The sequence below is a fragment of the Noviluteimonas lactosilytica genome, assembly GCF_020866925.1.
GTDB lineage: Bacteria > Pseudomonadota > Gammaproteobacteria > Xanthomonadales > Xanthomonadaceae > Noviluteimonas > Noviluteimonas lactosilytica.
This window is the reverse complement of the sequence record NZ_JAJGAK010000001.1, coordinates 274783-294939: the sequence shown is the minus strand read 5'-3', so window position 1 is coordinate 294939 and position 20157 is coordinate 274783. Positions and strand designations below refer to the sequence as shown.

The 20157-nt window shown below is 66.9% G+C and carries 14 protein-coding genes and 1 pseudogene; 10 read left to right on the top strand and 5 right to left on the bottom strand.

The genetic code is table 11. The features are described 5' to 3' along the window. Positions 1-13: 13 nt before the first annotated feature. From LK996_RS01410 to LK996_RS01395, 4 genes and pseudogenes are all read right to left on the bottom strand, one after another. Entirely contained in the window at positions 14-1081 is a 1068-nt protein-coding gene (locus tag LK996_RS01410; protein ID WP_230525392.1) for an NAD(P)/FAD-dependent oxidoreductase, read from the bottom strand. Positions 1082-1326: 245 nt separating this feature from the next. After that, entirely contained in the window at positions 1327-3060 is a 1734-nt protein-coding gene (locus tag LK996_RS01405; RefSeq protein ID WP_230525391.1) for a pseudouridine synthase, read from the bottom strand. Positions 3061-3307: 247 nt separating this feature from the next. After that, positions 3308-3857: pseudogene (gene scpB / locus LK996_RS01400) on the bottom strand (SMC-Scp complex subunit ScpB); the annotation flags it as partial. A gap of 5 nt (positions 3858-3862) precedes the next feature. Then, positions 3863-4837 carry a segregation and condensation protein A gene (locus LK996_RS01395; protein ID WP_425493692.1) on the bottom strand — a complete coding sequence of 325 codons (975 nt, stop codon included), beginning with the start codon at positions 4835-4837 and terminating at the stop codon, positions 3863-3865. A gap of 245 nt (positions 4838-5082) precedes the next feature. Between LK996_RS01395 and LK996_RS01390 the strand changes: the two genes are divergently transcribed. The 9 genes from LK996_RS01390 to LK996_RS01350 all read left to right on the top strand — a co-directional run bounded on the left by LK996_RS01390 (position 5083) and on the right by LK996_RS01350 (position 17385). Continuing rightward, positions 5083-5382, top strand: coding sequence for a YciI family protein (locus LK996_RS01390; protein WP_230525390.1), 300 nt, complete (start codon positions 5083-5085; stop codon positions 5380-5382). After that, positions 5379-5657: a BolA family protein gene (locus LK996_RS01385; protein ID WP_230525389.1), complete on the top strand. Its 279-nt coding sequence runs from the start codon at positions 5379-5381 to the stop codon at positions 5655-5657. Before LK996_RS01390 ends, LK996_RS01385 begins: the two co-directional genes overlap by 4 nt. A gap of 133 nt (positions 5658-5790) precedes the next feature. After that, complete coding sequence (locus LK996_RS01380) at positions 5791-6825, top strand: LacI family DNA-binding transcriptional regulator (RefSeq protein WP_230525388.1); 1035 nt, start codon at positions 5791-5793, stop codon at positions 6823-6825. An 85-nt stretch (positions 6826-6910) separates the two neighbouring features. Beyond that, entirely contained in the window at positions 6911-9886 is a 2976-nt protein-coding gene (locus tag LK996_RS01375) for a TonB-dependent receptor (RefSeq protein WP_230525387.1), read from the top strand. A gap of 24 nt (positions 9887-9910) precedes the next feature. Continuing rightward, a complete protein-coding gene (locus LK996_RS01370; protein WP_230525386.1) occupies positions 9911-11395 on the top strand; it encodes a glucoamylase family protein in 1485 nt (494 codons plus the stop codon). A 38-nt stretch (positions 11396-11433) separates the two neighbouring features. Then, positions 11434-12696, top strand: coding sequence for a sugar ABC transporter substrate-binding protein (locus LK996_RS01365; RefSeq protein WP_255656567.1), 1263 nt, complete (start codon positions 11434-11436; stop codon positions 12694-12696). Then, positions 12693-13574, top strand: a complete 882-nt coding sequence (locus LK996_RS01360; RefSeq protein ID WP_230525384.1) for a carbohydrate ABC transporter permease — start codon at positions 12693-12695, stop codon at positions 13572-13574. The genes LK996_RS01365 and LK996_RS01360 overlap by 4 nt, the downstream gene beginning before the upstream one ends. Then, positions 13571-14404 (top strand): carbohydrate ABC transporter permease, encoded by an 834-nt coding sequence (locus LK996_RS01355; RefSeq protein WP_230525383.1) that lies wholly within the window; start codon positions 13571-13573, stop codon positions 14402-14404. The genes LK996_RS01360 and LK996_RS01355 overlap by 4 nt, the downstream gene beginning before the upstream one ends. Next, positions 14401-17385: a discoidin domain-containing protein gene (locus tag LK996_RS01350; protein ID WP_230525382.1), complete on the top strand. Its 2985-nt coding sequence runs from the start codon at positions 14401-14403 to the stop codon at positions 17383-17385. Before LK996_RS01355 ends, LK996_RS01350 begins: the two co-directional genes overlap by 4 nt. A 90-nt stretch (positions 17386-17475) precedes the next feature. Here LK996_RS01350 and LK996_RS01345 read toward each other — a convergent pair whose 3' ends face one another. Further along, positions 17476-18849 (bottom strand): GH1 family beta-glucosidase, encoded by a 1374-nt coding sequence (locus LK996_RS01345; protein ID WP_230525381.1) that lies wholly within the window; start codon positions 18847-18849, stop codon positions 17476-17478. A gap of 79 nt (positions 18850-18928) precedes the next feature. On the opposite strand from LK996_RS01345, the gene LK996_RS01340 reads away from it, so the two are divergent. Continuing rightward, on the top strand, positions 18929-20017 hold the full coding sequence (locus LK996_RS01340; protein WP_230525380.1) for an ABC transporter ATP-binding protein: 1089 nt from the start codon (positions 18929-18931) through the stop codon (positions 20015-20017). Positions 20018-20157 lie beyond the last annotated feature (140 nt).

Here is a 20157-nt window from a genome sequence, read left to right as displayed (position 1 = left end):
GTCCGCGCGCCTTTCAGCCGAAATACACGCGTTCGGCCGCCCATCGGACGGGCGGCGCGGACAGCAACAGGTCGAACGGCCAGTCGAAGGGCAGGCGGTCGTAGGCCCAGCGCAATGCGCGCTTGGTGCGGAAACGCGGCGCGGCGTCGAGCGCAACGGATTCCGGCGCGGGGCCGTCGTGGCGAAGATGCGCCGCGATCGCGCGGCCGACGATCCATGCGTGTTCCCATGCCGAGCGAATGCCGCCCGCGGTCACCGGCGACACGATGCCGGCCGCGTCGCCGGTGAGGATCACGCCTTCGCCGGCGAGTGGAGACACCGGTCCGCTGCAGGGAATGAGCCCCGCGCGCGTCGGCCCCGGCGTCAATCGCAACGGCAATCCCCCGGCGCGGCCCACGCGTAACAGGAACGCATCGACATCCGGCACGCGCACGTTCGCAGGATCGTGGCGCAGCGCGAGTCCCGCCTGCACGCCGGAAGGATTCTGCGCGATCCAGCCGATGTAACCCGGCGCGTAGCGCTTGCTGATGAAGCAATGCAGTGCGTCGGGATCGGCGAGTTGCGCGTGCGGGAACTCGTACTCGATGCCATAGAGGAAACCGCGCACGCGACCGAGCCCGCATTGCGCGGCGACGCGCGAACGCGCGCCGTCGGCGCCGACGAGATACCGCGCACGACCGACGCCTTCGACGTGCCAATGTTTGTCGCGCCGTTCCGCGGAGACGAAGGCCGTGCCCAGTCGCAGGTCGACGCCATGCGCGCGCAATTGGTCGGCGAGCCAGCGCATCACGCCGGGCGTGTCGGTGGTCAGGAAGTAGCTGCCGGGCGCGGCGAGCGCGACCTGTTTGAGGTTCGGCGCATAGAGCTGCACGCGTTCGACGCGCCGGGTGAAGTGCGATGGCAACTCGCCGAGCAACGTGCGCTCGGCGGCTTCCTTCACGATGATGCCGGTGGTGTGCAGCTTGTCGCCGGGATCGCGCTTGCGTTCGAGCACGCACACGCGCAGCCCCGATTGCGCCGCAGCGAGCGCGCACGATGCGCCGGCGAAACTCGCGCCGACGACGATGAGGTCGTAGTCCATGCGCGCAATGTGGGTGCGCGCGGAGAAGCGGTGATGGTGGGGGTGTGAAGCGAAGAAGAAGCGGGAAACGGGAAACGGGAAACGGGAAGCGGGAAACGGGAAACGGGAAACGGGAAACGGGAAACGGGAAACGGGAAACGGGAAACGGGAAATCGGCCTTCGCTTCGGCCGAATGCCTATCGGCCGAAGTGACGCCCAACCTCCCGTTTCCCGCTTTTTTGTTTCCCGTTTCCCGCTGTTACAACTCAGCCGCCGCTGTGCCGACCGCCACCGGGACGACCTCCACCACGCGGGCCACCCGGACGCGGGCCACCGGGGCGCGGGCCGCCGGGACCGCGGCCACCCGGACGCGGGCCGCCGGGCGCGCCGCCGGGGCGTGCGCCGCCGGGGCGCGGACCGCCCGGACGCGGGCCGCCGGGGCGAGGACCGCCCGGACGCGGCGCGCGCGGCTTGTCGCCGTACGGGTTGAAGCCGCCCGGATTCGCGTGGTCGCTCGGGAACGACGGGGCGTTGCCCGGATGTCCGTAAGGACGCGGGCCGCCACCACCGCCGCGATTCGGGCGATTGCCGTCGCGGTTGCCGTCGCGATCGCCGAACGGGCGCGGTTGGCCCTGGCCGCCGCCGCGATTCGGACGGTTGCCGTCACGATCGCCGAACGGACGCGGACCGCCGCCACCCGGGCGCGGACCACCGCCGCCGGGACGCGGACCGCCGCCGCCACCGGGCTTGCCGCCGAACGGCTTGCGCCCGCGGTTCGCATCCGGATTGCGATGGCCGGTCGGGCCGGTGTCGACGCCTTCCGGCACGTACCAGGTCTTGAACGCAGCGGGGTTGCCGCCGCCGTCGCGCTGTTCGCCCGGACGCATGCGCTGGCCCTGCTGGCGCGGACCCTTCGGCTTGAACGCCTTGTTGCCGGCCTTCGCCGCGGCTTCGCCGCTGACCGTCAGGCCGCCGTGCGGTTTCTTGCCGCCGCGACCGCCGCGACGATCTTCGCGCACGTGATCGAAGCGGCGCAGTTCGCGCCCTTCGTCCGCCGTGTTGTGGCCGCCGACGTACCCCTGCGTGCGCGCGCCGCCGAAATGCAGCGTCGACTTCGCCGCCTTGCGCTGGCCGATCACCGGCATCAGCGTGAGCGAGGAGGGTGCGCCGTCTTCGAGGCCGAGCTTGCCGCGCAACGTCGCGACCTTGTCGGCCGCGAGTTCCTGCGATTGGCCGCGCAGCAACGGCTGCGGCAGCGACACGTCGCCGTAACGGATGCGCTTCAGGCGCGAAACCTGGCAGCCCTGCGATTCCCACAGGCGACGCACTTCGCGATTGCGGCCTTCCTTGAGCAGCACGCGATACCAGTCGTGCGACTGGTCTTCGCCGCCGGCGAGCTTTTCGATTTCGTCGAACTTCGCTGGGCCGTCTTCGAGCGCGACGCCGCGACGCAGTCGATCGACGAGCTTCTCGGAGACTTCTTCTTCCCCTTCCGGCGGACGCACGCGGCACACGTACTCGCGTTCGATCTCGTAGGAGGGATGCATCATCGCGTTGGCCAGCTCGCCGTCGGTGGTGAGCAGCAGCAGGCCGGTGGTGTTGATGTCGAGGCGGCCGATCGCGATCCAGCGCGCGCCCTTCAGCGACGGCAGGGATTCGAAGATGGTCGGGCGGCCTTCGGGGTCTTCGCGCGTGGTGACTTCGCTTTCCGGCTTGTTGTAGATCAGCACGCGCGCCGGTTCAGTGAGTGCGGTCGCGACGAACGTGCGACCGTCGATCTCGATCTTGTCGCCGCCGGTGATGCTCATGCCGACCTGCGCGACGTTGCCGTTGACCTTGACGAGGCCATCGGCGATGCGCTGTTCGAGTGCGCGACGGGAGCCGAGGCCGGCCTGCGCGAGGACCTTGTGCAGGCGTTCCTCGATGCGCGGCGCGTCGGCGGGTTGTTCGGTGGGGGCGCCGCGCTTCAGGGACAGCTTGCGGCGTTCTTGTTCGCTCATTGCATATGCTCCGACGAGGCCGTCTCGGCGTCGTCATCTTCGGTGATGTCCGCGGTGTCTTCTTCTTCAGCAATGCTGTCGGAAGCCGCGAAATCGTGGGGGACCTCGTCATGAGGCGCTTCGTCGAACGTCTCTTCGATGTCGACGGTTTCATGGGCCGCTTCGTTCGCGGTCTCTTGTTCTTCGTCGCCGGCGTCGTCGACCGGCAGGTTGCCGACCGGCAGCGAGGCCGGGGCTTCGGGTTCGAACTGCAACTGCGGTTCGAGTTCGCCGATGTCCTTGAGTTCGGACAGCGGCGGGAGTTCGTCGAGGCGCTTGAGGCCGAAGTAATCGAGGAAGCCCTTCGTCGTGCCGAACAGCGCCGGCTTGCCGGGCACGTCGCGGTGACCGACGACGCGGATCCACTCGCGCTCTTCGAGCGCCTTGATGATGTTGCTGCTCACGGCGACGCCGCGGACCTGTTCGATCTCGCCGCGGGTGATCGGCTGGCGATAGGCGATCAGCGCGAGCGTCTCGAGCGTGGCGCGCGTGTACTTGGTCTGGCGTTCGGTCCACAGGCGCGCGACCCACGGATGCACGTCGGCCTTGACCTGGTAACGGAAGCCGGAGGCGAGTTCGACCAGTTCGACGCCGCGGTCTTCGCATTGTTCGCGCAGGGTCTCGAGCGCCTGTTCGACCGAGCCGTCGGGCGCGGGTTCGTCCAGCGAGAACAAACCATGCAGCTGCGCGAGCGTCAGCGGCTGGTTCGCCGCCATCAGTGCGGCTTCGACGATGCGGATGATCAGGCTTTGGTCCATGGGGCTCATGCGTTGGAATCGTTCGCGGCGGCGGGTTCGTCGTCGAACTCGCTCGACAGTTGCAGGGCTTCGGGGGCGCCCTCGCCGACGGCGAGGGATTTCACGTAGATCGGGGCGAGGGTGCGGGCTTCGCCGTGCGCATCGCTCGGCGGTTCCTGCACGATCTCGATGAGTTGTTCCTTCGCCAGCGTGAGCAGCGCCAGGAACGTCACCACCACGCCGAGCTTGCCTTCCTGCACGGTGAACAACGACTCGAAGCGCTGGAACGTGCCATCGCCGAGGCGTTCGAGCAGCTCGCCCATGCGCTGGCGGACACTGAGCGCGTCGCGCTTGATCGCATGCTGGGTGAACAACTCGGCGCGCTTGAGCACGTCGGCCAGCGCCAGCAGCATCTCCTTGAGATCCACCGGCGGCGGCAACCGGACCTCGGCGCGGTCGGGCACGAAGGCCGTGACCGGGCTGGTGTCGCGGTCCTGTCGGGGCAGGGCGTCGAGGTCTTCGGCGGCCTGCTTGAAGCGTTCGTATTCCTGCAGGCGGCGCACGAGGTCGGCGCGCGGGTCGTCCTCCAGGCCTTCCTCGCTGGGCGGTCGCGGCAGGAGCATGCGCGACTTGATCTCGGCCAGGATCGCGGCCATCACCAGGTACTCGGCGGCGAGCTCGAAGCGCATCTCGTGCATCGCCTGGATGTAATCGACGTACTGGCGCGTGATCTCGGCGACCGGGATGTCGAGGATGTCCAGGTTCTGGCGGCGGATCAGGTACAGCAACAGGTCCAGCGGTCCTTCGAACGCGTCGAGGATGACCTCGAGCGCATCCGGCGGGATGTACAGGTCCTGCGGGATCTGCAGCACCGGCTGGCCGAGCACGACCGCCAGCGGCATTTCCTGCTGCTGCGGTTGGGTCGGATTGTGCGATTGCGGGTGTGCGCCGTTTTGCGATTGGGTCGCGTCAGGCGCGGGCACGCTCGGTTCGTCGGACATGCGTTCGCGGCCCCCTCCGGGCCACTGGGTCTAGCTGGGTAGAGCAAATGCGGGCGAACGGCGGAGCCGGGCGCGGCCGCGGATCGGGAAAGTCGCTTGCGGGGGGACCCTGCCGGGTCGCGACGGGCCGCGACGCGCGCGACTCCGAATCATTGAAGGCAAGGGTACGGGGGCGGGCCCGGGCTGTCCACCACTTACAATCGTCCGTTTAGCCAATCGCACGTTCGAACCGGGAGGAAACGCGCATGTGGTACGCCATCGAAGGACACGACGGTCCGGGAGTTCTCGAACGCCGCCTCGGTGCGCGCACCGCGCACCTGGCCCGGCTCACCGCCCTGCGCGACGAAGGCCGCCTGTTGCTCGCGGGTCCGTGCCCGGCGATCGACGCCGAAGATCCCGGCCCGGCGGGCTTCAGCGGCAGCATCGTGATCGCCGAATTCGAATCGCTCGAGGCCGCACGCGCCTGGGCCGACGCCGACCCCTACATCGAAGCCGGCGTGTACCAGCGGGTCGACGTTCGCCCGTTCAAGCCGGTGCTCCCGTGACCGCGAGTCGCGTCGATCGTATCCGCGACGCGCTGCAGGCCGCGTTCGCGCCGCAATCGCTCCAGGTCGTCGACGACAGCGCGCGCCACGCGGGCCATGTAGGCGCGCGCGACGGGCGAGGGCACTTCGACGTCGACATCGTCAGCGACGCGTTCGCGGGACTGATGCCGCTGGCGCGCCACCGCAAGGTCTACGCGGCGCTGGGCGAGATGATGCAGACCGACATCCACGCGCTCTCGATCAAGGCGAGGACGCCGGAGGAAGCCCGCGGCTGAGGCCGTCGTTCCCGCGCACGCGGGAAGCGCGTTTCATGCTGCGCCGCAGCAGAAAACTCGACCTTTACAGGACGTTTACAGTCCATTGTGAAAACGTTTACATTCCACCCACGGACGAACAAGCGGGGCGGCGATGGGAGACGTTGTCACGATCCGCGACGTAGCACGGCTGGCCCAGGTGTCGGTGGCCACCGTCTCGCGCGCATTGAACGGCCAGCAGAACGTGGCGCGCGGCGTGCGCGAGCGCGTCCTCGACGCCGCACGTGAACTCAAGTACGTCCCGCACCACGCCGCCCGCAGCCTGAGCAGCCGCAAGACCCGGACCATCGGGGTCGTGCTGCCCGACCTGCACGGCGAGTTCTTCTCCGAGTTGATGCGCGGCATCGACGTCGTCGCCCGCGAGCACGACCTGCACCTGCTCGTCTCCAGCTACCACGGCGCGCCCGACGAACAGGGCGTCGCGTTGCGCGCGATGCGCGGCCGCGTCGACGGCCTGCTGGTGATGTCGCCGTTCCTGGACAGCGACGCGCTCGCCAACGAAATCGGCGAGGCGCAGCCCGCGGTATTGATCAACTCCGGCCTGAGCGGCGTCGGCCTCGGCACGTTGCGCATCGACAACTACGGCGGTGCGCGCGCGATGGTCGACCATCTCGTCGCGCAGGGATTCCAGCGCATCGCGTTCGTTTCCGGCCCGCGCGACAACTTCGAAGCCGACGAGCGCCTGCGCGGTTACACCGAAGCGCTCGCCGAACGCTTGCCCGATGCGAAGCCCATCGTCCTGCAAGGCGCATTCGACGAATGCTCCGGCCACGCGGCGGGCCACGAACTGCTCGCGATGGACCCGCGCCCCGATGCGGTGTTCGCCGCCAACGACATGACCGCGCTCGGCGTGCTGTTCGCATTGCACCAGGCGGGCCTGCGCGTGCCCGACGACATCGCGGTCGCGGGCTTCGACGACATTCCGCTCGCGCGCTACGTGCATCCCTCGCTGACGACGATCGCGGTCGACATCGCCGAACTCGGCGGCCGCGCGCTGCGCATGCTGCTCGCAGGTCGCGAACAACCCGCGACCGAAACCCAGGCCACCACTTCGCTCATCGCGCCGCACCTCGTCGCGCGCGAATCCTCCAAACGCCGCGGCCCCGCGCAACGCCGCGACAGTTCATGACACCTGCGCTCCCCCCACGCGTCGCCCCTGTTTCCATTTCCATAAAACCAAACGAACGCCGCCCGCTCGGGAGAGAGACAAAAACATGAAACGCAACCACCACCGCCCCACCAAGCGGCTGCTCACCTGTGCGCTGCTCACCGCCCTCGCGGTCGGCGCGCCGGCCGTGTATGCCCAGAGCACCGGTGCGACCGTCCGCGGCGTCGCCACGCCCTCGCAGGTCGTGACCGCGACCAACACCGCGACGGGCCTGACGCGCACCGTCACCGCCGATGCCGAAGGCAAGTACGTGCTCGCGGGCCTGCCGCCGGGCACGTATCGCGTGCAGTCGCAGGGCGGCGCATCGCGCACGATCACGGTCGCCGTCGCGCAGACCGCGTACCTCAACATCGCGCCCGCCGAAATGCAGGCCGTCGAAGTCGTCGGCGCGGCGCAGGAAGTGCGTACGTCCGAAGTGGCAACCAACGTGTCGACGCAGAAGATCGAAGCGCTGCCGCAGAACAGCCGCAACTTCCTGTCGTTCGCCGACACCGTGCCGGGCGTGATCTTCGAGACCGCCGGCGATGAGTCGACGAAGGTGCGCTCGGGCGCGCAGAACTCCAACGGCGTGAACGTCTTCATCGACGGTGTCGGCCAGAAGAACTACGTGCTCAAGGGCGGCGTCAGTGGCCAGGATTCCTCGCGCGGCAATCCGTTCCCGCAGCTGGCGATCGGCGAGTACAAGGTCATCACCTCGAACTACAAGGCCGAGTACGACCAGATCAGCAGCGCCGCGATCACCGCGGTGACCAAGTCGGGCACCAACGACCTGCAGGGCTCGGTGTTCGTCGACCTGACGAACGAAACCTGGCGCTCGCCCAGACCGTCCGAAGAACGCTCCGGCGAGAAGGCCAACAGCTCGACGACGCAGTACGGCATGTCGCTCGGCGGCCCGATCCTGCAGGACCGCCTGTTCTACTTCGTGACGTACGAAGGCAAGGACATCAACAGCCCGAAAGACATCAGCGCGCAGCCGATGGCCTTCGGCATCCCCCTGCCGAGCGATCTGGCGTTGCTGACCGGGCCCACCACGTCTCCGTTCAAGGAAGACCTGTGGTTCGGCAAACTGACCTTCCAGCCCGACGGCAACAACCTCGTCGAGCTTTCGCTCAAGTCGCGCAAGGAAGATGAAATCACCGGCGTCGGCGATCGCAACACGTATTCCTACGGCACCGAGAAGTCGAACGACTCGCTGCGCGGCGACCTGCGCTGGCAGTACAACGCCGAGAACTGGCTGAATGATGCGCACCTGACGTACGAAGACGAAGAATGGAGCCCGCACGCCATCAACACTGGCTTCGGCCTGCGCTTCGTCGGCACGCCGAGCGATGCGCGCGCCGAAGTGCTCAACGTCGGCGCCGGCCAGGACTTCCAGGAGAAGGGCCAGAAGGGCTGGGCGCTGCAGAATGACTTCAGCTGGTTCGGTCTCGAAGACCACACGATGAAGGCCGGCTTCAAGTACAAGGCGGTGGAGATCAACGCCTTCGAACAGCAGCCCTACAACCCGCAGTACTTCATCAACCTGCCGTTCAACCTGCTCGTCGGCAACGACAACATCAACGAGTACGTGCCGTACGAAGTGCAGTTCGGCCAGCTCGTGCCCGGCGCGGTCTCGCGCAACATCACCACCGACGCCAAGCAGTTCGGCATCTACCTGCAGGACGACTGGCAGGTCACCGAGAAGCTGATGCTCAACCTCGGCCTGCGCTGGGATTACGAAGAGAACCCGGGCTGGGAGGACTACGTCACCCCGCAGAACATCGTCGATGCGCTGCGCGCGTGGCCCAACATCCACGGGCCCAACGTCGACTACAACATCGAGAACTACATCAGCAACGGCAACAACCGCGACGCCGACAAGAACAACTGGGCGCCGCGCCTGGGCTTCTCGTACGACCTCAACAACGACGAACGCCACGTGATCTTCGGCGGCGCGGGTCGCACGTACGACCGCAATCTGTGGGACTACCTGCAGCTCGAACAGTCCAAGCACACGTTCCCGCGCTACTCGTTCCTGTTCGACCAGCCGGGCGTGCCGGGCTTCGATTGCGATGAAGTCGCCGATCCTCGCTGCCTCGTGTGGGATCCCTCGTTCTACGATCCGGCGAATCTCGCCGCGCTCGTTGCGAACAACCCGAACCTCGGTTCGGAAGTGAACCTGATCAACAACGATCTGGAGACGCCGTACTCCGACCAGTTCAGCCTCGGCATGCGCAATGCGTTCGACGTGTGGGGCCAGGAATGGAACCTCACCACGACCGTCGTTCGCATCGAAAGCCGCGAGGGCATCCTGTTCTCGCTCGGCAATCGCTGGCCGGATGGCAGCTTCCGCGATCCGGCCGTGCCGGGCGCGACATGGGGCAACCAGCCCTGGGGCTTCGGTATCCCGGGATTCGGCACGCTGATCAAGGCCGACAACGCGATCGAGACGAACCTCAACCAGTTCCTGCTCGGCCTCGACAAGAACTACTCCTCCGATTCGCCGTGGTCGCTGTCGATCGCCTACACCTACAGCGACGCCGAAGAAAACCGCTCCAACGCCGCGAACTCGGACGAGCACTACCTGTTCGATTATCCGAACCTCGAAGGCCAGCCCTTCCTGATGTCGGCCGGCGTGCCGGAGCATCGCCTGGTCGTCAGCGGCTTCGCCGACGTTCCGTGGGGCTTCCAGGTCTCCGGCAAGCTGACCCTCGCCAGCAGCTATCCGAAGAACGACACGGTCGACTGCTTCAACGCGCCGTCGGGGAACAACTGCCGCTTCGCCGTGTTCGAACCCGACGTCACGTTCGGCTACAAGCAGTTCGACATGGCCGTGCGCAAGTCGTGGGACACCGGTTCCGGCCTGCAGCTGTGGGTTCGCGGCGACCTGCTCAATGCGTTCGACTGGCACAGCTGGACGGATTACGACACCTGGCGCGGTTTCGTCGGCGTGCCGAATCCGACGTTCGGCGAAGTCAACGGCCTGGGCTTTGCGCAGCAGATTCCGCGTACGTTCAAGCTGTCGCTGGGCTTCGATTTCTGATTTTGCATTCGAGTAGAGGTGGAAATGCAGCGAGCGATTTCGAGTTTCGTCCTGGCTTCGTTCGCCGTCGTGGCGCTGGCTTCGTGCCAGCGCCACGCAACGACGGCGACGAATGAACCGGCAACTCCCGCAACCCCCGCAACGCCGTCGACGGTCGCGCGCGTCGGATCGATCGACCGGCCGGTCCCGCCGATCGTCGAGGATCTGCAGCGGCGGACGTTCGATTACTTCTGGGAACGCACGAACCCGAAGACCGGCCTGGTGCCGGATCGATGGCCGACGCCGTCGTTCTCGAGCATCGCCGCGGTCGGGTTCGGCCTCACTGCGTACGGTGTCGGCGTCGAACGCGGGTGGATCACGCGCGACCAGGCCGTCGAGCGCACGCTCACGACGCTGCGTTTCTTCAAGAACGCGAAGCAGGGGCCCGAGGCCGCCGGCACGTCCGGCTACAAGGGCTTCTACTACCACTTCCTCGACATGGACTCGGGCGCGCGCTTCAAGACGAACGAGTTGTCGACGGTGGACACGACGCTGCTGATGGGCGGCGTGTTGTTCGCGCAGTCGTATTTCGACAAGGACGATCCGCGCGAGGCGGAGATCCGCCAGCTCGCCGACGACCTGTACCGCGCGGTCGAATGGCCGTTCGCGCAAACGCGCAAGCCGTGGATCTCGATGGGCTGGACGCCGGAAAACGGCTTCATCGCCTACGACTGGAAGGGCTACAACGAAGCCATCCTCGTCTACCTCCTCGCGCTCGGTTCGCCGACGCATCCGGTCGGCAAGGATGCTTACGACGCGTGGACGTCGACGTACGACAAGACGTGGGGCACCTACCACGGCCAGGAACACCTCACGTTCCCGCCGTTGTTCGGCCACCAGTATTCGCACGTGTGGGTCGACTTCCGCGGCATCGCCGACGATTACATGCAGCGTCGCGGCATCGATTACTTCGAGAACAGCCGTCGCGCCGCGCTCTCGCAACGCGCGTACGCGATCGCCAATCCCGAAGGCTGGACCGGCTACGACAAGGACGTGTGGGGCCTGACGGCGTCGGACGGCCCGATCGACGCGACGTTCGACTTCAAGGGCAAGCCGCGCCTGTATCGCACGTACACCGCGCGCGGCGCCGGCCTGGAGTACCAGATCGACGACGGCACCATCGTGCCGACGGCGGCCGCGGCGTCGATCGCGTTCACGCCCGAGGAATCGATCGCCGCGATCCAGGCGATGCACGACCGCTACGGCAAGGCGATCTACCAGCAGTACGGCTTCATCGATGCGTTCAACCCGAGCTTCAACTACGACGTGAAGCTGCAGCACGGCAAGGTCGTGCCCGGCGTGGGTTGGGTCGACGGCGATTACATCGGCATCGACCAGGGCCCGATCGTGCTGATGATCGAAAACCACCGCAGCGACTTCATCTGGTCGGTGATGCGCCGCAATCCGTACATCCGCAAGGGGTTGGAACGCGCCGGCTTCACCGGCGGGTGGCTTGAAGAGGGCAAGTGAGCCGCTCGTTGCGCGCGTTCCTGCTGGCGGGCGTCGCGATGATCGCGACGCTCGTCGGCGGTTGTGCGCGTGCGCCGGAAACAGACCGGCGCGTCACCACGATCCGCTTCTGGGTCATGGGATACGAAGGCGACATGGTCGCGCAGATGCTGCCCGACTTCGAACGCACGCATCCGGGCATCAAGGTGCAGTTGCAGCAGTTGCCGGTGACGGCGGCGCACGAGAAGCTGCTCACCGCATTCGCCGGCGATGCGATGCCGGACGTCTCGCCGTTGGGCAACACGTGGATCGCGGAGTTCTCCGCGCTGGGCGCACTGGAGCCGCTGGATCCGTGGCTCGCGCGCACGCCGTCGATCGTGGTCGACGATTACTTCCCCGGCGCGTGGGACACCGGCGTGATCGACGGCACCACGCTCGCGGTGCCGTGGTATGTCGAAACGCGCGTGCCGTTCTATCGCAAGGACATCGTCGCGGCCGCGGGCGTGCAGCAGACGCCGCGCAGCTGGGCGGAATGGCGCGCCGCCATGCGCGCGGTGAAACAGCACGTCGGCCCGGATCGCTATGCGATCCTGCTTCCGCTCAACGAGTACGAGCCGATGCTCAATCTCGCCGTGCAGCAGCCCGATCCGCTGCTGCGCGACGGCGGGCGCTACGGCAACTTCCGCAGCGACGGCTTCAAGCGAACGCTGGCGTTCTACAAGGAAACGTTCGACGAAGACCTCGCGCCGCGCGTGGACAACACGCGCATCTCCAACGTGTGGCAGGAACTCGGACGCGGCTATTTCAGCTACTACGTCAACGGTCCCTGGAACATCGCCGAGTTCCGCAAGCGCCTGCCGCCGGAGATGGAAGGCAAGTGGGGCACGATGCCGTTGCCCGGGCCGGACGGACCGGGCGCGTCGGTCGCGGGCGGCACGAGCTTCGTGTTGTTCAAGCAGTCGAAGCACAAGGAAGCCGCGTGGCAACTCATCACGTGGTTGTCGATGCCCGAGCAGCAGATCCGCCTGCACGCGATCACCGGCAACCCGCCGCCGCGACGTGCGCCTTGGTCGGCGCCCGCGCTCGCGAACGATCCCTACATCCAGGCCTTCCGCGACCAGCTCGAACGCGCCGTGTCGACACCGAAGGTGCCGGAGTGGGAGCGCATCGCGCAGGAGATGCGCTTCGTGGGTGAACTCGTCGCCAACGATCGCCTGACCGTCGACGAGGCCGCCGCCGAAATGGATCGCCGCGCCGATCGCATCCTGGAAAAACGCCGCTGGATGCTCGACCGCCACACGCTGCCGGGCGGTGCGCAATGATGAAGCCGTCGCTCGCAGGCTGGGCGTTCGCCGCGCCGGCGTTGTCGGTGATCCTGCTGTTCTTCGCGCTGCCGGTGCTGGCCGCGTTCGCGCTGTCGGTCACCGACTTCGACATCTACGCGTTGTCCGACCTGCGCAACCTGCGCTTCGTCGGGCTCGACAACTACATCGGCCTGCTGACCAATCCGCTGTTCTGGAAGGCTTTGGGCAATACCCTCTATTTCGTGGTCGCGGGCGTGCCGCTGTCGATCGTGGCCTCGCTGGCTGCTGCGCTCCTGCTGCATTCGAAGCTCGCGCGCGTCAAGCCGTTCTTCCGCACCGCGTTGTTCGCGCCGGTCGTCACGACGGTCGTCGCGGTCGCTGTTATCTGGCGCTACCTGTTCCACACGCGCTATGGCGTTGCGAACTGGTTGCTCTCGCACGTCGGCATCGACCCGATCGACTGGCTCGGCGATCCCGACTGGGCGATGCCGACCATCATCCTGTTCGCCGTGTGGAAGAACTTCGGCTACAACATGATCATCTTCCTCGCCGGCCTGCAGGCGATCCCGGAAGACCTGTACGAAGCCGCCCGCATCGACGGTGCGTCGTGGTGGCGGCAGTTCGTGCACGTCACGTTGCCGATGCTCGGGCCGGTGATGCTGCTCGTGTCGATCCTGACGATGGCGGGCTACTTCCAGTTGTTCGCCGAGCCTTACGTGATGACGCTCGGCGGCCCGCTGCAGAGCACCGTGAGCGTGCTGTACCTGATGTACGAAGAAGGTTTCCGCTGGTGGAACCTGGGCAACGCGTCGGCGGTGGCCTTCCTGTTGTTCCTGCTGATGACGGCCGCGACCTCGGGCCTGCTGTGGATCGCGCGCCGCAAGGGGGCCGAATGAGCGCCGTGCGCCAGCGCCGCATGTCGGCCGTGTTCGTCAACGGCGCGCTGATCGTCATCGCGGCGATCGCGCTCGCGCCGATCGTGTGGATGGTGCTCGTGTCGTTCATGCAGCCGGGCGAGGCGAGCCACTTCCCGCCGCCGTGGTGGCCCGACCAACCGACGCTGCACAACTACCGCGAACTGTTCCTGCGCGCGGGCATGGGCCGCTACTTCGCCAACAGCCTGATCATCGCCACCGGCGTGACGCTGGTTTCGGTGTTGCTCAACACGCTCGCGGGCTATGCGTTCGCGAAGTTGAAGTTCAAGGGACGCGAGCGCACGTTCCGCGCATTGCTCGCCGCACTCGTGATCCCCGCGCAGGTCGCGATGATGCCGCTGTTCCTGCTGCTCAAGCAGATGGGCCTGGTGAACACCTACTTCGGCGCGATGACGACGGGGCTGGCGAGCATTTTCGGCATCTTCCTCGTGCGCCAGTACGCACGTTCGCTGCCCGACGAACTGCTCGAGGCCGCACGCATCGACGGCGCGGGCGAGCTGCGCATCTTCTTCCAGATCGTGCTGCCGACGTTGAAGCCGATCCTCGTGACGCTGGCGATCTTCGCCTTCCTCGGCGCATGGAACGACTTCATGTGGCCGCTGATCGTGCTGGGCGACCAATCGATGCAGACCCTGCCGGTCGCGCTCGCGACGCTCTCGCGCGAACACGTGCAGGACAACGAACTGATGATGGCCGGCGCGGTGGTCACCGTGATCCCGGTGCTGGTGTTGTTCCTGGTGCTGCAGCGGTACTACCTGCAGGGATTGCTGGTCGGGAGTGTGAAGGGATGAAGCAGGCGGTCGCGTTGTCGGTGTTGCTGGTGTCGTTCGCGTGTCATTCCGCTGAAGGCGAAGGGCCGCGACGCATCGACGACTTCGACGATGCATCGCCGTGGAAGGTCATCCAGTCCGACCAGGTCACGGGCTCGTTGCGCAACGTCGAAGGTCCCGACGGCAAGGCGTTGTGCCTGGATTACGACTTCCATGGGGTGAGCGGCTACGTCGGATTGCAGCGCGACGTCGCGATCGACTATCCGGCGAACTACGCGTTTTCGTTCCGGATGCGCGGGACGGGTCCGAAGAACGACCTGCAGTTCAAGCTCGTCGATGCGAGCGGCGACAACGTCTGGTGGGCGACGAAGCCGAAGTTCGCGCTGCCGAACGCGTGGACGCAGATGCGCTTCAAACAGCGCCACATCTCGAAGGCATGGGGCCCGTCGGAAGAGAAGGCGCTGACGAACAGCGCGAAGCTCGAGTTCACGCTCGCGAGCGGCGAGGGCGGGAAGGGCTCGGTGTGTTTCGACGCGCTGACGTTCTCGCAGCTGCCGCCGCAGGACGACTCGCCGCTGAGGGGCAAGTTCAGCGGGCGCAACGGCGAGTGGACGCTCGATCTCGGCAAGTCGCGCGAGATCGGCGGCGCGATCCTGCAATGGACCGTGGCGCCGCGCCATTACGCGCTTGCGCTCTCCGACGACGGCCAGGCCTGGCGCGACGTCTTCGCGCACGACAACAGCGACGGCGCGCGCGATTACATCGCGTTGCCGGAAGCGGAGGCGCGTTTCCTGCGCGTCACCGCGACGCGTTCGCGCGACGGCGAACGCGCGGAATTGCAGGGCATTGAGGCGCAGCCGCTGGCGTTCGGCGTGACGCAGAACGACTTCATGCGTGCGATCGCGAAGGATGTCCCTGCCGAGTTCTTCGTGCCCGAGGGGTTCCGCGACGTCCAGCAGTACTGGACGATCCTCGGCATCGACGGTGGCCGGGAACAGGGCCTGATTTCCGAGGACGGCCGGATCGAAGTCGCGAAGGGCGGTTTCAGCATCGCGCCGGTGATCGAATTCGACCGCGGGCCGACGGTGGACCTGATGCCCCTGCGCGCGCCGCCCGAGGCGTCGCAGTCGCTGCAGGACGACTACTTGCCCATTCCGACGGTGCGCTTGCAGTTCGTCGACCACACCGTCGAAGTGACGGCGTTCGCCGACGACAACGCCGGACATCCACGCCTGATCGCGCGGTATCGCGTGCAACCGCGCGAGGGTGCGACGAACGACGTCTTCGAGTTGCGCGTCGTGCCGTTCCAGGTCAATCCGCCGAGCCAGTTCCTCAACACAGTGGGCGGCGTGAGCCACATCAAAGTGTTGCAGCTGGATGCGCAGGCGATCGTCGTCGACGGTACGCCGCGCGTCGCGCTATCGCTGCCGGCCGCGTCGCGCCATGTGCGCGCGTTCGACAGCGTGGATGCGCCGGATGCACGCGTCGAAGATCCGGTCGGACTCGCCAGCGGCGAACTGCGCTGGCCGGTGAAGCTCGCTGCCGGCGAAACGTTCGAGCTTGCCCTGTCGGCGCCCCTCGACGGTGGAACGCCGACACCCATCACCAACGCGGAGGCTGCGGCCGCGCAGGAGCGCGTCGCCGCGCAGTGGCGCGACAAGCTCGACCGCGTGAAGTTCAAGCTGCCGAAGGAAGGCCAGCACATCGCCGACACGTTGCGCACCGCGCTCGCGCACATGGCCATCAGCCGCGTCGGCCCACGTCTGCAACCCGGCACGCGTTCGTACTCGCGCGCGTGGATCCGCGATGGCGCGATGATCAACGAAGGCCTGCTGCGCCTCGGTCGCGAAGACATCGCGGAAGACTTCCTGCGCTGGTACGCGCCGTACCAGTTCGACAGCGGCAAGGTGCCGTGCTGCGTCGACGATCGCGGCAGCGATCCGGTGCCGGAGAACGACAGCCACGGCGAACTGATCTACGCCGCCGCGGAGTTGTATCGCTATACGCGCGATCGCGAACTGCTGGAGACGATGTGGCCGCACGTGCAGGGCGCGGTGAAGTACATGGACGCGTTGCGTGCGAGCGAGCGCACCGAAGAGAACCGCGCGAAGAACCCCGCGTTCTTTGGTCTGATGCCGGCATCGATCTCGCACGAAGGCTATTCGGCCAAGCCGATGCACTCTTACTGGGACGACTTCTGGGCGCTGCGCGGGTACAAGGACGCGGTCGAGATCGCGAAGTGGTTGGGGCACGACGAGGAAGCGAAGCGCTTCGCCGCGTCGCGAGATCAGTTCTCCGCGGACCTGCAGGCATCGATCGAGACGGCGATGGCGCAACGCGGGATCGCGTTCATCCCGGGCTCCGCGGAACTCGGCGACTTCGACGCGACGTCGACCACCATCGCGCTGGCACCCGGCGCCGCGCAATCGATCCTTCCGGAAGGCGCGCTCGAATACACGTTCGAGCGTTACTGGCGCGAGTTCGAGCAACGCCGCACCGGCACGAAGAAATGGAAGGACTACACGCCGTACGAGTTGCGCACCGTCGGCACGTTCGCGCGCCTGGGCTGGCGCGACCGCGCGCAGTCCGCGCTCGCGTTCTTCTTCGACGACCAGCAGCCGCGCGAATGGAACCAGTGGGCCGAAGTCGTTTCGCGCACGCCGCGCAAACCGTTCTTCGTCGGCGACCTGCCGCACGCCTGGGTCGCGAGCGATTACGTGCGCTCGGCGCTGGACCTGTTCGCGTACGAGCGGCCCGAAGACGAATCGATCGTGCTCGCCGCGGGCATCCCGGAAGCGTGGCTGGCGGGCGAGGGCATCGCGATCGAAGGTCTGCGCACGCCGGGTGGACCGCTGTCGTATTCGTTGCGCGATGACGGCGAGCACCTCGTGCTCGAAGTGCGTGGCGGTATCACGTTGCCGAGGGGCGGCTTGGTGTTCCCGTGGAAGGGGAAGGAAACGCGCGTGACGCGCGTGCCCGCGAAGATCGAGATCGAACGCTGAAAAAGAAGAAGGGGGCCGAAGCCCCCTTGTTTGATTCGCGATTCGCGATTCGTGATTCGTGCCGCGTGCCGCGAGCGCGAGTCCCGTGCCTCAGTAAGGCAACGGCTCGTCGATCGAAGCCCCGTGCGACGCGATCGCCTTCGAATACCACCGCGCGCTGTCCTTCGGCGTGCGCTCCTGCGTGCCGTAGTTCACGTGCACGATGCCGAAGCGCTTGGAGTAGCCGAGCGACCACTCGAGGTTGTCGAGCAGCGACCACACCATGTAGCCGCGGATGTCGCAGCCCTGGTCGATCGCGTCGCGGATCGCGGTGAGGTGCTTCTTCAGGTACCCCATGCGCAGCGGATCGCGCACGCGGCCTTCTTCGGCGACCGCCGGATCGAAGAACGCCGCGCCGTTCTCGGTGATGTAGGTCGGGATGTTGCCGTAGCGGTCCTTGGCCCACACCAGCAGGTCGGTCAGCCCCTGCGGGAACACTTCCCAGCCGGTCTCGGTATACGTGCCGAGCTTCTGGCGCACCGCGCCGGCCTTCAGCGGGTAGCTGTCGGTCGCCTGGGTGACGCTGCGCGTGTAGTAGTTGATGCCGATGAAGTCGAGCTTCTGCTTGATCAGCGCGTAGTCCTCGTCGGCCCATTCGGGCCACGCGTCGCCGAAGATTTCGTTCTTCAACTCGGGCGGGTAGTGGCCGAGGATCGCGGGATCGAGGTACTGCTCGTTCATGTACGCGTGCGCGCGCTTGGTCGCGGCGAGGTCCGCGGCCGATTCTGTCGCCGCGTACTTCGGCTCGATGTTCACCACCAGGCCGATCTCGTGCTTGCCGATCTCGCGGTACGCCTTCACCGCGGCGCCGTGGGCGCGCATCAGGTTGTGCGAGGCGATCGGGGTTTCGTACTTGCTGCGGTGGCCGGGCGCGAGCGCGCCATGCAGGTAGCCGCCGTCGGTGACGACCCACGGTTCGTTGAGCGTCACCCACTTCTTCACGCGGCCATCGAGCGCGCGGTACATCACGCTGCCGTATTCGGCGAACCAATCGGCGATGTCGCGATTGAGCCAGCCGCCGCGATCGTCGAGCGCCGCCGGCAGGTCCCAGTGGTACAGGGTGAGCAGGGGTTCGATGCCCTTCGACAGCAGTTCGTCGACGAGGCGCGAATAGAAGTCCAGGCCCTTCTGGTTCACGCGGCCCGTGCCCTCGGGCAGGATGCGCGACCAGGAGACGCTGAAGCGATACGCCTTCAGGCCGAGCGAGGCCATCAGCGCCACGTCTTCCTTCCAACGGTTGTAGTGGTCGCAGGCCACATCGCCGGTGTCGCCGTTGACGGTCATGCCGGGGGTGTGCGCGAAGCGGGTCCAGATGCTGGGGCCGGCGCCATCGGCCATCGGCGAGCCTTCGATCTGGTGCGCGGCCGTGGCGGCGCCCCACAGGAATCCTTCGGGAAAGCGGCGGGGCGTCGTGGTCACGGCCATCCTTCGTGCCTATGTAAACGGTTACATGGCAGGATAACGCCACGCACCCTTCAATGCACCTCAATCAACGGAATCACGGATGGCCCAGGTTCGCCTCGATCAGGTTCGCAAGGTCTACCCCAACGGTTTCGTCGGCGTGGAGGGCGCGACATTCGATGTCGCCGATGGCGAGTTGCTTGTGCTGGTCGGGCCTTCGGGCTGCGGCAAGTCGACGCTGTTGCGCATGATCGCCGGGCTGGAGGACATCAGCTCCGGCACGCTGCGCATCGGCGATCGCATCGTCAACGACGTCGCGCCGAAGGATCGCGACATCGCGATGGTGTTCCAGAGCTACGCGCTGTATCCGCACATGAGCGTGGCGGAGAACCTCGGGTTCGGCCTGAAGTTGCGCGGCAAGTCGAAGACCGAGATCGCGCAGCGCGTCGACGAGGCCGCGCGCGTGCTCGAACTCGGCAAGCTGCTCGATCGCAAGCCCGCCGCGTTGTCGGGCGGACAGCGGCAGCGCGTCGCGCTCGGTCGCGCACTCGTGCGGCATCCGCAGGTGTTCCTGCTCGACGAACCGCTGTCGAACCTCGACGCCAAGCTGCGCGCCGGCATGCGCGTGGAAATCGCGCGCCTGCACCGCCAGGTCGGCGCGACGATGGTGTACGTCACGCATGATCAAGTGGAAGCGATGACGCTCGGCCAGCGCATCGTCGTGCTGAAGGATGGCCACGTGCAGCAGATCGACACCCCGATGGCGTTGTACGAACGGCCGGCGAACCTGTTCGTCGCGACCTTCCTCGGCAGCCCCGCGATGAACGTGCTGCAAGGTCGCCTCGTGCGCGCCGACGGCCTCGCGCTGGATCTCGGCGAAGGGCATCGCGTCCCGCTCGGCGACGGGCGCGCGGTGCCAGAAGCCTGGTTGCAGCGCGACATCGCGATCGGCGTGCGCCCGGAGTCCGTGCAGCCGGCCGGCGGCGGGGCAGGCGCCTTCGACGGCACCATCGAAATGATCGAAGCCCTCGGCAACGAAACCCTGGTGAACCTGCGCATCGGCCCGCAGGCGCTGGTCTCGCGCATGGCCCCGCGCGAACTGCCGCCTCCCGGCGAGCCCCTGCCGCTCGAAATCGTGCCCGGCCGCTGGCACGCCTTCGACGCCGGAACCGGCGAACGCCTGACCGCATAGCGCACGAGGCGGCGCGCCATCGCGCCCGCGCCAAGATTCGCACCTCGAGGACCGCCCACGGCGGCAAGGCCTCGCTATACTCGCGCGTAATCGCGGTGGTTTCACCGTGATCCGCCGGTCGAATCAATGACTTGGCGGCT

Excerpts from the sequence above, each read along its gene's own strand:
- LK996_RS01345 (WP_230525381.1), bottom strand. The coding sequence starts at position 18,849 with ATGGCCGTGACCACGACGCCCCGCCGCTTTCCCGAAGGATTCCTGTGG.
- LK996_RS01360 (WP_230525384.1), top strand. The coding sequence starts at position 12,693 with ATGATGAAGCCGTCGCTCGCAGGCTGGGCGTTCGCCGCGCCGGCGTTG.
- LK996_RS01365 (WP_255656567.1), top strand. The coding sequence starts at position 11,434 with ATGATCGCGACGCTCGTCGGCGGTTGTGCGCGTGCGCCGGAAACAGAC.
- LK996_RS01380 (WP_230525388.1), top strand. The coding sequence starts at position 5,791 with ATGGGAGACGTTGTCACGATCCGCGACGTAGCACGGCTGGCCCAGGTG.
- LK996_RS01340 (WP_230525380.1), top strand. The coding sequence starts at position 18,929 with ATGGCCCAGGTTCGCCTCGATCAGGTTCGCAAGGTCTACCCCAACGGT.
- LK996_RS01375 (WP_230525387.1), top strand. The coding sequence starts at position 6,911 with ATGAAACGCAACCACCACCGCCCCACCAAGCGGCTGCTCACCTGTGCG.
- LK996_RS01405 (WP_230525391.1), bottom strand. The coding sequence starts at position 3,060 with ATGAGCGAACAAGAACGCCGCAAGCTGTCCCTGAAGCGCGGCGCCCCC.
- LK996_RS01355 (WP_230525383.1), top strand. The coding sequence starts at position 13,571 with ATGAGCGCCGTGCGCCAGCGCCGCATGTCGGCCGTGTTCGTCAACGGC.
- LK996_RS01410 (WP_230525392.1), bottom strand. The coding sequence starts at position 1,081 with ATGGACTACGACCTCATCGTCGTCGGCGCGAGTTTCGCCGGCGCATCG.
- LK996_RS01350 (WP_230525382.1), top strand. The coding sequence starts at position 14,401 with ATGAAGCAGGCGGTCGCGTTGTCGGTGTTGCTGGTGTCGTTCGCGTGT.
- LK996_RS01390 (WP_230525390.1), top strand. The coding sequence starts at position 5,083 with ATGTGGTACGCCATCGAAGGACACGACGGTCCGGGAGTTCTCGAACGC.
- LK996_RS01395 (WP_425493692.1), bottom strand. The coding sequence starts at position 4,837 with ATGTCCGACGAACCGAGCGTGCCCGCGCCTGACGCGACCCAATCGCAA.
- LK996_RS01370 (WP_230525386.1), top strand. The coding sequence starts at position 9,911 with ATGCAGCGAGCGATTTCGAGTTTCGTCCTGGCTTCGTTCGCCGTCGTG.